This is a genomic window from Acidovorax sp. Root402 (assembly GCF_001425125.1).
GTDB classification, from domain to species: Bacteria; Pseudomonadota; Gammaproteobacteria; order Burkholderiales; family Burkholderiaceae_C; genus Acidovorax; species Acidovorax delafieldii.
Map to the genome: position 1 here is coordinate 50,302 of NZ_LMDQ01000002.1, position 12,514 is coordinate 62,815.

Annotated in this window: 8 protein-coding genes; 5 read left to right on the top strand and 3 right to left on the bottom strand. The window is 66.3% G+C overall.

Features of this window, described 5'->3' with window-relative positions:
• Positions 1 to 58: 58 nt before the first annotated feature.
• Together ASC83_RS03010 and ASC83_RS03015 are read right to left on the bottom strand one after the other, a co-directional pair.
• Positions 59 to 1,177 carry an ABC transporter substrate-binding protein gene (locus ASC83_RS03010; RefSeq protein ID WP_056057890.1) on the bottom strand — a complete coding sequence of 373 codons (1,119 nt, stop codon included), beginning with the start codon at positions 1,175 to 1,177 and terminating at the stop codon, positions 59 to 61.
• Positions 1,178 to 1,258: 81 nt separating this feature from the next.
• A complete protein-coding gene (locus tag ASC83_RS03015; protein ID WP_192422265.1) occupies positions 1,259 to 2,377 on the bottom strand; it encodes an ABC transporter substrate-binding protein in 1,119 nt (372 codons plus the stop codon).
• A 210-nt stretch (positions 2,378 to 2,587) separates the two neighbouring features.
• Between ASC83_RS03015 and uvrA the strand changes: the two genes are divergently transcribed.
• The 3 genes from uvrA (at position 2,588) to ASC83_RS03030 (ending at position 9,784) form a co-directional block, all read left to right on the top strand.
• Positions 2,588 to 8,461: an excinuclease ABC subunit UvrA gene (gene uvrA / locus ASC83_RS03020; protein WP_056057893.1), complete on the top strand. Its 5,874-nt coding sequence runs from the start codon at positions 2,588 to 2,590 to the stop codon at positions 8,459 to 8,461.
• 182 nt (positions 8,462 to 8,643) lie between these two features.
• Positions 8,644 to 9,150 (top strand): hypothetical protein, encoded by a 507-nt coding sequence (locus ASC83_RS03025; protein ID WP_056057896.1) that lies wholly within the window; start codon positions 8,644 to 8,646, stop codon positions 9,148 to 9,150.
• A 274-nt stretch (positions 9,151 to 9,424) separates the two neighbouring features.
• Positions 9,425 to 9,784 carry a hypothetical protein gene (locus tag ASC83_RS03030; RefSeq protein WP_056057899.1) on the top strand — a complete coding sequence of 120 codons (360 nt, stop codon included), beginning with the start codon at positions 9,425 to 9,427 and terminating at the stop codon, positions 9,782 to 9,784.
• A 67-nt stretch (positions 9,785 to 9,851) separates the two neighbouring features.
• Here the strand turns inward: ASC83_RS03030 and ctlX are convergent, their stop codons facing one another.
• Positions 9,852 to 10,790 (bottom strand): citrulline utilization hydrolase CtlX, encoded by a 939-nt coding sequence (gene ctlX / locus ASC83_RS03035; protein ID WP_056057901.1) that lies wholly within the window; start codon positions 10,788 to 10,790, stop codon positions 9,852 to 9,854.
• A gap of 128 nt (positions 10,791 to 10,918) precedes the next feature.
• Between ctlX and ASC83_RS03040 the strand changes: the two genes are divergently transcribed.
• Positions 10,919 to 11,350, top strand: a complete 432-nt coding sequence (locus ASC83_RS03040; RefSeq protein ID WP_056057905.1) for an Lrp/AsnC family transcriptional regulator — start codon at positions 10,919 to 10,921, stop codon at positions 11,348 to 11,350.
• A 141-nt stretch (positions 11,351 to 11,491) separates the two neighbouring features.
• Positions 11,492 to 12,454 (top strand): tripartite tricarboxylate transporter substrate binding protein, encoded by a 963-nt coding sequence (locus tag ASC83_RS03045; protein ID WP_056057908.1) that lies wholly within the window; start codon positions 11,492 to 11,494, stop codon positions 12,452 to 12,454.
• The last annotated feature ends 60 nt before the right edge of the window (positions 12,455 to 12,514 follow it).

Consider the following 12,514-nt stretch of genomic DNA (forward strand, 5'->3'; position numbering starts at 1 on the left):
GCAATCGCTGGCAGGGCCTTTTTTTGTCGTGTCGTCACGCGCGGGCGCTTGCGCCGCGTCAGCGCTTGAAGCGGCCGTCCGTGCCGATGATGGACAGGTCGGAGAAGTCCAGCCCGCTGTGGTCGGTGGGGCTGTAGCTCAGCTCCAGCCCACCCAGGTCCCACTTGTGGATGCTCTCCAGCCCCGCATGCAGCTTGGCGCGGTCGGGCTTGGCACCCGCGCGCTTGAGGCCTTCCACCAGCACCTTGGCGCTCACAAAGCCCTCCAGCATGGCGGGCGTCAGGTCGCCGATGTTCTTGGCCTTGGCCAGATCGATGGCCTCCTTGATCACCGGGTAGTTGAGAGATCGCTCGGACGGGAACACCTGCGTCACCACCACGCCCCGGGCCTGGTCGCCCAGGGCCTTCACAAATCCGCCCGACGCGTTGTTGGACAGGGTGACGATCTGTCCGGCAACGCCCGCGGCGCGCAAGGCCTTGATGCCGTCGACCACCGCAGCGCCAGTGCCGATGAAGATCACGGCCTGGGGCTGCTTGCCGGCCACGCGCGGGGCGATGGCGCTGTAGTCGGGCTTGGCACGGTCAAACTTTTCGATGAACAGCGCCTCGATGTTGTTGGCCTTGAATCCGGCCTGTGCGCCAGCCAGTCCGTCGGCGCCAAACGTATCGTCCACATGCACCACGCCAATGCGCTGGATGCCCAGCGTATGCAGGTGCGAAATGGCCTTGGTCACCTCGCGCTGGTAGGGCGCCCGCACGTTGAACACGTATTTGCTCACCGGCTGGTGCAGCGCAATCGCCCCGGTGGACGGCCCCACCAGCGGCACGCCATGCTGCTCCAGCACCGGGATGATGCCCTGGGTGTGGGGCGTGCCACGGGTCATGAACAGGCCGATCACGCCCTTTTGTTCAATCAGGGTGCGGGTGTTGTCCAGGGTCAGCTTGGGGTCGAACTTGTCGTCCAGCGACAGCACCTCCACCTTCTGCCCGCCCACGCCACCCTTGGCATTGACATGGTCGATGTAGAGGGCTGCGCCCTGCATGGATTCGGCCACCGTGGCGGCGGCCGAGCCGGTGATGCCCACCGTCTGGCCAATGAGGATCTGTGCATGGGCCGAACCGAGGCCCAGGGCGGCAGCCAGGGCGCAGAGCGCGCCGGCCAGGCCAGTTTTCTTCATGGGGTTGTCTCCTGCGTGTGGAGCGCCCGAGTGTAGGGACGCCCCCGCGCGGGACAACTGTAAAAACGCGTAGGCGAGCGCTCAGCGGCGGAAGCGCCCGTCCGTGCCGATGATGGCCAGGTCGGCAAAGTCCAGCCCGGTATGGTCCTCGGGGCTGAAGTTCACCTCCAGACCGCCCAGGTCCAGCTTCTTGATGCTCTCCAGCGCGACCTGGATCTTCTCGCGGGTGGGCTTGGGGCCCGCGCGCTTGAGACCTTCCACCAGCACCTTGGCGGCGGCAAAGCCTTCCAGCATGGCGGGGCTGATTTCGGTGAGCCCCTTGGTCTTGGCCAGTTCCTGGGCTTCCTTCACCATCGGGTAGGTCACGGCCCGTTCGTTGGGGAACACCTGGGTCACGATCACGCCGCGCGCGTTGGCCCCCAGGCTTTTGATGAAGCCGCTGGAGGCATTGTTGGACAGCGTCACGATCTGCGCGGCCGAGCCCGCAGTGCGCAGCGCGGTGGTGGCATCCACCACCGCAGAGCCCGAGGCCACCATCAGCACCGCCTGCGCATCGGCCTTGGCCACCTTGGCGGCAATGGGGGCGAAGTCGGGCTTGGCGCGGTCGAATTTTTCAGATACCACCGCCGTCAGTTTGGCGGCCGCCAGCCCCTTTTGCGCGCCCTGGATGCCGTCGGCGCCAAAGCTGTCGTCCGCGTACACCAGCGCCACGCGGGTGATGCCCATGGAGGCCAGGTGGGTGATTGCCTTTTCGGCCTCGCGCTGGTAGGTGGCGCGCACATTGAAGATGTATTTGCGCACCGGCTGGTGCAGCACCATGGCGCCGGTGGACGGTGCCACCAGCACCACGCCGTGTTTATCCAGCAGTGGCAGGATGGCCTCGGTGTGGGGTGTGCCCCGGTTGAGGAACAGGGCCGACACGTTCTTGTCCTCAATCAGCGTGCGGGCGTTTTCCGCCGCCAGCTTGGGGTCGAACTTGTCGTCCAGGGAGATCAGCTCGATCTTCTGGCCATTGACACCGCCCTTGGCGTTGATGGCGTCGATGAACAGCAGCGCGCCATCGGTGGTCTCTTTCACGCCCGCTGCCACCTGGCCGCTGAAACCTGCTGTCTGGCCGATCAGGATCTGGGCATGGCTGGCTGCACTGGCCGCAAGCGCCAGGACCAGGCCGGCCGCTCGCAGTTGCCATTGTTTTGTCATGGCGGTCTCCTCTTGTTTTGTGTGAAAGGCCGCAGTCTAAACCGATGTTTCGGGCCAGAACACCCGCTTTTCGCCCGCCGCTGCTCCATTGCTTGTGCTTTGTCCACGGTCAAAGCACCGCAGCGCGTCTCGGGGGTAATCGGCGCGCGCAGGCGCAAACGCCAGGTGCGTCCCTAGAATGTCCCGCCTCACACCCGAAAGACCGCTTCCATGACCCAGGGACTGATCCGAATCCGCGGCGCACGCCAGCACAACCTCAAGAACCTGGATCTGGACATCCGTACCGGAGAACTCACGGTGGTCACAGGCCCCAGTGGCTCGGGCAAGTCCAGTCTGGTGTTCGACACGCTCTATGCCGAGGGCCAGCGCCGGTATGTGGAGACCTTCAGCGCCTATGCGCGCCAGTTCCTCGACCGCATGGACAAGCCCGCCGTGGACAAGGTCGAGGGTGTGCCCCCGGCCATTGCCATCGACCAGACCAACCCGGTCCGCTCCAGCCGATCCACCGTGGGCACGATGACGGAGCTGAACGACCACCTGAAGCTGTTGTTCGCGCGTGCCGGCCAGTTGTTCGACAAGCAGACGGCACAGCCGGTGCGGCATGACACGCCCGAGACCATTTATGCGGAGCTACAGCAGCGCAGCGCCGCAGCGGGCGACCCGCGCATCGTCTTAACGTTCCCCGTGGAGCTGCCTGCCAACACCAGCGCCGAGCAGGTCGAGCAATGGCTGTCTGCCAGTGGCTTCACCAAGGTGCAGGCCGAGCGCGAAGTGGCCACGCCCACCGGCCCGCGCAAGGTGCTGGATGTGGTGGCCGACCGGTTCCGGCTGGGCAACGCCGAGAAGGCGCGTGTGATCGAAGCCATCGAGGTCGCGCTCAAGCGCGGCACGGGGCGGCTGAATGTCTATCGTCTCGTGGATGAGGGTGAGGCCGAACTCTGGCGCTTCTCCACCGGCCTGCACTGCCCTGACAGCGACCTGCGCTACAGCGACCCCATCCCCTCGGCCTTCTCGTTCAACTCCGCCGTGGGCGCGTGCGACAGCTGCCGGGGCTTTGGCCGCGTGATCGGCGTGGACTACGGCCTGGTCATCCCCAACGACAAGCTCACCCTGCGCGCCGGTGCCATCAAGACCATCCAGACGCCGGCATGGAAGGAAGCGCAGGACGACCTCATGCGCCACGCAGAGGCGGCAGGCATCCCGCGCGACACGCCGTGGAATAAGCTCACGGACGATCAGAAGAAATGGGTCATCGGCGGCGCGCCCGGCTACAAGGACGGCCAGTGGAGCAAGCAGTGGTATGGCATCAAGCGCTTCTTCGAGTACCTGGAGAGCAAGGCCTACAAGATGCACATCCGCGTGCTGCTGTCCAAGTACCGCAGCTACACGCCGTGCCCCACCTGCGCGGGTGCACGCCTCAAGACCGAAAGCCTGCTGTGGCGCATCGGCCGCAAGGAAGATGCCGATGCGGTGCTGGAGCCGGGCAAACGCTTCATGCCCGAGGGTGTGCAGTGGTCGCGCGAGCAACTCGAGGCGTTGCCCGGCCTGTGCCTGCACGACCTGATGCTGCTGCCCATCGACCGTCTGCGCCAGTTCTTTGCGCGCATGCAGTTGCCGGTGGGTGACGATGCCAAGGGCGGCGATGCCCAGGCGCTGAAGCTGCTGCACGAAGAAATCACCACGCGCCTCAAGTACCTGTGCGATGTGGGCATCGGCTACCTCACGCTCGACCGGCAAAGCCGCACGCTCAGCGGCGGCGAGGTGCAGCGCATCAACCTGACCACGGCCCTGGGCACCAGCCTGGTCAACACGCTGTTTGTGCTGGACGAACCCAGTATCGGCCTGCACCCGCGGGACATGCACCGCATCACCGAGGCCATGCTGCGCTTGCGCGACGCGGGCAACACCCTGGTGGTGGTGGAGCATGACCCCGCCGTGATGCTCGCGGCCGACCGCATGATCGACATGGGCCCTGGCCCCGGCCGCCTGGGCGGTCAGATCGTGTTCGACGGCACCACCGCCGACCTGCGCAAGGCCGACACGCTCACGGGCGCCTACCTGGGCGGGCGCAAGCATGTGGGCTTTGGCTTCAAGCGCATGGTGACGGAATCGACCCCACGCCTCATCCTGGAAGGCGCGCGCGAGCACAACCTGCAGGATGTGACGGTCGAATTCCCGCTGCAGCGCCTGGTCACCGTGACGGGCGTGAGCGGCTCGGGCAAATCGAGCCTGATCCAGGATGTGCTGGCCCCCGCGCTGTTGCGCCACTTCGGCAAGGCCACGGATGCACCGGGTGCGCACGACCGCATGCTGGGCGCCGACCACCTGTCGGACGTGGTGTTCGTGGACCAGTCGCCCATCGGCAAGACCGCACGTTCCAACCCCGTGAGCTACGTGGGCGCGTGGGACAGCATCCGCGAACTCTTCGCCGTGGCGCCGCTGTCCAAGCAGCGCAGTTACACCGCCGCCAAGTTCAGCTTCAACAGCGGCGACGGGCGTTGCCCCACCTGCGGCGGCTCGGGCTTTGAGCATGTGGAGATGCAGTTTCTGAGCGACGTGTACCTGCGCTGCCCTGACTGCGACGGCAAGCGCTACCGGCCCGAGATTCTGGAGGTCACCATTGAGCGCGGCGGCAAATCGCTGAATGTGTCGGATGTACTGGCGCTGACCGTGGCCGAAGCTGCGGCCGTCTTTGCGAACGACCGCGACGTGATCCGCGCGCTGCAGCCCATCGTGGACGTGGGGCTCGAATACGTGGCGCTGGGCCAGCCCGTGCCCACCCTGTCGGGCGGCGAGGCGCAGCGCCTCAAGCTCGCAGGCTTTCTGGCCGAGGCTGCACGCGTACAAAGCAAATCGCGCCAGACGGTGGCGCGCAAGGGCACCCTGTTCCTGTTCGACGAACCCACCACCGGCCTGCACTTTGACGACATCGCCAAGCTGATGCGCGCACTGCGCAAGCTCATTGACGCGGGGCACTCGCTCATCGTCATCGAGCACAACCTGGACGTGATCCGCGCGAGCGACTGGCTGATCGACCTGGGGCCGGAAGGCGGCTACGCAGGTGGCCTCATCGTGGCCGAGGGTACGCCCGAGGACGTGCGAGCCCACGCTACATCCCACACCGGGCAGGCACTGCGCGACTACGAACTGGCGCTGGGCGTGGGCGGCCACTCGGTGCACGAAAAGGCTGCTGCGCTACGAAAATCAGAGCGCCTTGCGCATATGGATCTAGCGCCTGCGGCAAAAAACGCCATAGAAATCGTCAATGCGAAGGAACACAACCTCAAGAACCTGAGCGTGGACATCCCGCGTGGCAAGTTCAATGTGGTGACGGGCGTGAGCGGCTCGGGCAAGTCCACGCTGGCATTCGACATCCTGTTCAACGAAGGCCAGCGCCGCTACCTCGAATCCCTCAATGCCTATGCGCGCTCCATCGTGCAGCCTGCAGGCCGGCCCGAGGTGGATGCGGTGTACGGCATTCCGCCTACCGTCGCCATCGAGCAGCGCCTGTCGCGCGGCGGGCGCAAGTCCACCGTGGGCACCACCACCGAGGTGTGGCACTTCTTGCGTCTGCTGTACGTCAAGCTGGGCACGCAGCACTGCACGAAGGACGGCGCCGCCGTGCAGCCGCAGACGCCCGAGAGCATCGCCGCGCAGCTGCTCACGCAGTTCCGCGGCCAGCACATCGGCCTGCTCGCGCCGCTGGTCATGAACCGCAAGGGCGTCTACACCGAGCTGGCCGACTGGGCGCGTCCGCGCGGCTACACCCACCTGCGGGTGGATGGCAACTTCTTGCCCACCACCAACTTCCCTCGCATCGACCGCTTCAAGGAACACACCATCGAGCTGCCCGTGGCCAGCCTCGATGTGTCGCCCGAGAACGAAGCGGCTTTGCGCACCGCGCTGGCCGACGCACTCACGCACGGCAAGGGTGTGGTGCATGTGCTCAGTGGCATCACCGGCCTGCGCGAAGCCATGGAGGGCGGCCAGCCCACGGCCGGTATTGGCACGCTGCAGGCGTTCTCCACCAAGCGCGCCTGCCCCGTGTGTGCCACCAGTTATGCCGAGCTGGACCCGCGCCTGTTCAGCTACAACAGCAAGCACGGCTGGTGCCCCGACTGCGTCGGCACCGGCGTCAAGCTCACCAAGGACCAGCGCAAGGTGTTTGACGACTCGGTGCAGGACGACAAGGAAAAAGGCCGCGAGCAGACCTTTGCCGAGCCCGAGGTGGAAGACCTGGCCGACACGGCCTGCCCGAGCTGCAGTGGCACCCGCCTGAACGCCACGGCGCGCGCTGTGCAGTTTGCCGGTGTGGGCATCACCGACATTGCCGCGCTGTCCGTGACCGATGTGCGCTGCTGGGTCGAGACCCTGCGCATTGAAGGTGGCATGACGGCGCGCGAGGCCGACATTGCCCGCGACCTGGTGCCCGAGATCCAGAGCCGCCTCGAATTTCTGGAAGAAGTGGGCCTGGGCTACCTCACGCTGGACCGGGGGGCGCCCACGCTCAGCGGTGGCGAGGCGCAGCGCATCCGTCTGGCCGCGCAGCTGGGCAGCAACCTGCAGGGCGTGTGCTACGTGCTCGACGAGCCCACCATCGGCCTGCATGCGCGCGACAACCAGATCCTGCTCAATGCCCTGCACAAGCTGGGTGACAAGGGCAACACGCTGGTGGTGGTGGAGCACGACGAAGACACCATCCGCCGTGCCGACCACATCATCGACATCGGCCCCAGCGCCGGCAAACGCGGCGGGCGCCTGGTGGCGCAGGGCAGCGTGGCCGACATCACGGGCGCCGAAGATTCGCAAACCGGCCGCTACCTGCTGCATGCCATGAAGCACCCGCTGCAACTGCGCCGCAGCATGGCGCCCGGCGAGGTCAGCGCCGAGGCCACGGCGGCCTTTGCCCAGGCCGAGGCGGCCGCGCCCAAGGGCCGCCAAAGCGCCGCCGTCAAGAAGCGTGCGGCGCAGGCTGCATCGCTGGCCGCTGACGCCCTCAATGAAGCCAAGGAGCGCGCTGCCATGCGCTGGCTCACGGTGCATGGCGCGCAGTTGCACAACCTGCAGAACGTGACGGCCACCGTGCCGCTGCACCGCCTGGTGGCGGTGACGGGCGTGAGTGGTTCGGGTAAGTCGACCCTGGCGCGCGATGTGCTGCTGGCCAATGTGCAGGCCTGGGTGCAGCAGCGCAGTACCAAGGCCGGGCGTGATGCGATGGACGCTGGCAAGGCGCCGCCGCTGGTGGGTTGCATAGGCCTGTCGGGCTTTGAGAGCATCGACCGCGTGCTCGAAGTGGACCAGACACCCATCGGCAAAACGCCGCGTTCGTGCCCCGCCACCTACATCGGCTTCTGGGACACCATCCGCAAGCTGTTTGCCGAAACGCTGGAGGCCAAGGCACGCGGCTATGCGGCCGGGCGCTTCAGCTTCAACACCGGCGAAGGCCGCTGCCCCAGCTGCGAAGGCGCGGGCGTGCGCACCATCGAGATGAGCTTCTTGCCCGATGTGAAGGTGCCCTGCGAGACCTGCCACGGCGCGCGCTTCAACCCCGAGACGCTGGCCGTGACCTGGCGCGGCAAGAGCATCGGCGATGTGCTGCAGATGGAGGTGGACGAGGCCGTGGGTTTCTTCGCCACCATGCCCAGCATTGCGCACCCGCTGCAGCTCTTGCAGGACGTGGGCCTGGGCTACCTCACGCTGGGCCAGCCGTCACCTACGCTCAGCGGTGGCGAGGCGCAGCGCATCAAGCTGGTGACCGAACTCACCAAGGTGCGCGACGAGGTCGGCCGCCGGGGCCAGAAGGCGCCGCATACGCTGTATGTGCTGGACGAGCCCACGGTGGGGCTGCACATGGCCGACGTGGATAAGCTCATCCGCGTGCTGCACCGCCTGGTGGACGGCGGCCACAGCGTGATCGTGATCGAACACGACCTCGATGTGATCGCCGAAGCCGACTGGATCCTGGACCTGGGGCCCGAGGGCGGTGGCGCAGGCGGCCGCATCGTGGCGGCGGCCACGCCCGAAGACGTGGTGGCGGCGGGGACCCACACCGGCAAGGCCCTCGCGCCCGTGCTGGCCCGCTGAGGCGTGCAGGGCTGACGGCAGGAGGCTGGGCCAGCCTGGTGGTTGGCGCACAGCGCTGTCGGCCTCTGTCCTACGCACTGCGCAGAACATGGCGCACGCGCTGCATGGGATGGGCTTCCTACGATGGATTGCAGGGGATCGGCTCCCCACCTTCCATCCACATTTCAAGGACGCCCATCACCATGAACGCATTCAAATTCCTCAAGACCTGTACCGCTCTGGCGGCCACCTCCGTGTTGCTGGTGGCCTGCGGCGGTGGCAATAACGACGACCCATCTCCCAGCAACGAGCCCGGTGTGCTGACAGTCAGCAACGCCACCATCGACGGCCTGAATGGCGTGTATGGCAATGGCGCTCTCAACCTCACCGATGTCGACAAGAAGAACCCTGTCGGTTCGGTGCCGGAGCTGTGCACCTTCCGGTTTGATGGCGCCAACAAGGTGGGCTCATCTGCCACGGCCTTTGGCGATATCCGTTACCGCCCCGACGCCACCAGCCTGCACCAGGTGTTCCTGACGTTCGATGGCAAGGAATACGGCAGCGGCGAACCCACCGACACTGCCGTGGTCCGCGAAAGCGACCAGGTGCGCTTCAGCGGCAAGACGCTGACGGCGTCGGATGGATCTGGCGCCACGCTGCGCGTCAGCGGCATCGTGCCCATGCGCCCCAACCGTCCTTCGGGCTGTTGAGTCCGCGTTTTTCGCCTCTGAGACTCGGTTCAAGATCTGATTGCTTGTCTCCCTCCCCGGTCCCTTCGGCCGGTTCAGCCCCAGCTGCGATAGCGGCAGGGGCTTTTTTTTGGGGCGTGCGCGGGGCGGGTGCACACCGCTCTCCCTCGGGTTGCGGCGCAGGGCTGGGCGAACCTGTGCACCTGCGATCCCGGTGCGCGCAGCGGTTTGCTGGCGGCACAATGCATCGGTGCGCGTGCGGCGCTGTGGCCGCGCTGCACGCTACCCATCGTCCATGCCCGTACCACCCCCTCACCCAACCACCGTGGTGTGGCTGCACCCCGAAGCACCTGCCAAGCCGGCCGAGGGAGCGCCCTGCAATGGCTGTGGTCTGTGTTGCCTGGCGGAACCATGTCCGCTGGGTGTACTGGTCTCGCGCCGCCGCCGTGGCGCCTGCGTAGCCCTGCGCTGGAGCGATGTGGACCAGCGCTACTGGTGCGGCATGGTGGCCGATCCGGCCGGGGTGACGGGGCTCACCCACCCCTGGGCAGTGCGCGCCATGTCGGCGCTGGCGCGGCGCTGGATCGCATCGGGCGTGGGTTGTGATGCGCGGCTGGACGTGCAGGGTCCGCCACCAGACAACCAGCTGAAGTAGCCCGCTATAAATTCAATAGCTATTCGGGAATGTTCGACTAGCGCAAGCAGTGGATTGGACTGAAATTTCAGCCCCCCGCACTGCGCCGAGCCAGGTGCACGCCCGCCAGCATGCAGCGCACCGATCCACCCGCCAGTTCGATGGTTGGCACGTCCAACGGCAGCAAGCGGGCGCTTTGCTCGATGGTGGCACGCTGCGCCGGTGCGAGGCTGGCAGCGGCGCGCGCCGACAGCGCCAGCACCCGGCCCTGGGCGCCCGAGAGCTCCAGCGCGTTGCCGGCAAATTCCCTGATCTGGTGGGGGCTCAGGGCGATGACCTCGCGGCCCGTCTCGCGCAGGCGCTCGCACACGGCTGCACGGCGCGCAGGATCGGTGATCATGTGAAAGCCACCCAGCGCAAACGCGGTGCCAATGCAGAGCATCACGTTGGTGTGGTAGCAGGGCTGGCCCTCCTCGTCTGCAGTGGCAAAGACCACGGGCTCGTAGTTGAAGTGTGTGCAAAAGCGCTCCAGAGCCACGGGGTCGGCGCGGTTCGATTGCGCGGTGTAGGCAATGCGGCCGATGTGGTCCAGGACCATCGCACCGGTGCCCTCCAGAAATATGCCGTCGGCCTCCAGTCCCGAGTAGTCGATCACGTCCTGCACGCGGTACTCGGCCTTGAGCAACTCGATGACATCGCTGCGCCGCTCGCGTCGCCGGCTCCTGGCGTACATGGGGTAGATCGCCACATGGCCGCCCGCGTGGGTGGAGAACCAGTTGTTGGGGAACACTGCGTCGGGCGTGTCGTGCTCGCCAGGGTCGTCGAACAGGTGCACGCGCACCCCCGCGCCCTCCAGGCGCTCTGCCGCAGCAGTGACCTCGGCAAACGCGCGGCGCGAGGTGTCTGGGGCCGCCAGCTGCGCGGTGCGCACCTGAAAGGCGTTGTCGGCGGCGGTTTCGGGGTTGGGGTGAAAGCGATGCGGGCGCACCATCACAACGGCGCTGGGGGCTTGGACTGAGGCGTGCATGGCGGGGCGGGGTGTGAAAGAAGAGCGAAGAAGTCCCAGAATTTTCTTGGCAGCCCCCGCTATCCCCTAGCCTCAGAATTGATCAAAATGGCTGATAAATTGCCGTTCTGCCAGTTTTGAAGCCCACTATGACCAAGCTCGACGACACCGACCGCGAAATCATCAGCATCTTGCGTGCCGACGCGCGCACCCCTGTGGCCACGTTGGCGCAAAAGCTGCGCGTGTCGCGCGGCACCGTGCAGAACCGCCTGCACAAGATGGAGGAGAGCGGCGTCATCACCGGCTACACCGTGCGCCTGCGCCCTGATTCCGAGCCGCAGCGCATCCGTGCGTGGATGAGCATTGCGGTCGAAGGCAATGCCGCCCCCGCCGTCATCCGGGCGCTGCGCGGCGAGCCCACGGTGGGCACGTTGCACACCACCAACGGCCGCTGGGACATCGTGGCCGAGGTGCGTGCCGAGAGCCTGGAAGCATTTGACGCAGCCCTGGGCCGCATTCGCCTCACGCCCGGCATTGGCAACACCGAAACCAGTATCTTGTTGTCCACCTACAAGGCGTGATGCGGCCCTGGCGGTGCACCAGCGCAAGGGCTGCGCGCTGGCGCCTGGGCGACAGCGGCTAGGGGGTTTCCGCATGCCCTTGCAGCGCGGCCTGCAGTCCAATGGCGAAGTCTTTGTTTTTGCATTTTCAGGAGCCTCGCCATGCAACGTCGCCAGATCATCCAATGGGGAGCCGCCAGCCTCGCTGTCCCCGCATTCCTGGCGCAGGCCCAGAGCTTTCCCAACAAGCCCATCAAGCTGGTCATCGCCTTCCCGGCCGGTGGCCCCACCGACATCACCATGCGGTCGCTGGCCGACAACGCCAGCAAGATCCTGGGCCAGCCCGTGATCGTGGAGAACAAGCCCGGTGCCGGCGGCACCTTGCCCGCGCAGCAGCTGCAAACGTCTCCGGCCGATGGCTACACGGTGGCGCAGATTCCGCTGGGCGTGTTCCGCCTGCCCTACACCACCAAGATCAACTGGGACCCGGTCAAGGACATCAGCTACGTGCTCAACGTCACCGGCTACGCGTTTGGCCTGGTGGTGCCTGCCGACTCCCCGCTCAAGACCTGGACGCACTTCGTGGCCTGGGCCAAGGCCAACCCTGGCAAGCTCAGCTACGGCTCCACCGGCACCATGACCAGCCCGCACCTGACGATGGAGCTGATCGCCCAGCAGCTGGGCCTGGAGCTGCTGCACGTTCCCTACAAGGGCAGCGCTGACCTCATGCAGTCCATCCTGGGCGGGCAGATCATGGCGGCGGCCGACTCCACCGGCTTTGCGCCGCAGGTGGAAGCGGGCAAGCTGCGCGTGCTCAACACCTGGGGCGCCGAGCGCCTGGCTAAGTTCCCCGATGCGCCCACGCTCAAGGAGCTGGGGCTGAACCTGGTTCAGAACTCGCCCTTTGGCATCGGCGCACCCAAGGGCACACCCGATGCGGTGGTCAAGCGCCTGCACGATGCCTTCAAGCAGGCCATGGAGCAGGACAGCTACAAGACGGCCCTGGCGCGCTACGACATGGTGCCGATGTACATGAGCACCTCGGCGTACAAGAAGTTTGCGCAGGACACGTTCACGCGCGAAAAGGCGCTGGTCGAGAAACTGGGCCTGGCCAAACCCACCTGAGGCCACTCCCTTCGGAGGGGGCAATGCGTTCCGTGTGATGATCCGTCCCAACATTGAACG

What these genes read in the sequence shown, in the direction of transcription:
- ASC83_RS03030 (WP_056057899.1), top strand. Translation starts at nt 9,425, where the DNA reads ATGCCCGTACCACCCCCTCACCCAACCACCGTGGTGTGGCTGCACCCC.
- ASC83_RS03025 (WP_056057896.1), top strand. Translation starts at nt 8,644, where the DNA reads ATGAACGCATTCAAATTCCTCAAGACCTGTACCGCTCTGGCGGCCACC.
- ASC83_RS03040 (WP_056057905.1), top strand. Translation starts at nt 10,919, where the DNA reads ATGACCAAGCTCGACGACACCGACCGCGAAATCATCAGCATCTTGCGT.
- ASC83_RS03015 (WP_192422265.1), bottom strand. Translation starts at nt 2,377, where the DNA reads ATGACAAAACAATGGCAACTGCGAGCGGCCGGCCTGGTCCTGGCGCTT.
- ASC83_RS03010 (WP_056057890.1), bottom strand. Translation starts at nt 1,177, where the DNA reads ATGAAGAAAACTGGCCTGGCCGGCGCGCTCTGCGCCCTGGCTGCCGCC.
- ASC83_RS03045 (WP_056057908.1), top strand. Translation starts at nt 11,492, where the DNA reads ATGCAACGTCGCCAGATCATCCAATGGGGAGCCGCCAGCCTCGCTGTC.
- uvrA (WP_056057893.1), top strand. Translation starts at nt 2,588, where the DNA reads ATGACCCAGGGACTGATCCGAATCCGCGGCGCACGCCAGCACAACCTC.
- ctlX (WP_056057901.1), bottom strand. Translation starts at nt 10,790, where the DNA reads ATGCACGCCTCAGTCCAAGCCCCCAGCGCCGTTGTGATGGTGCGCCCG.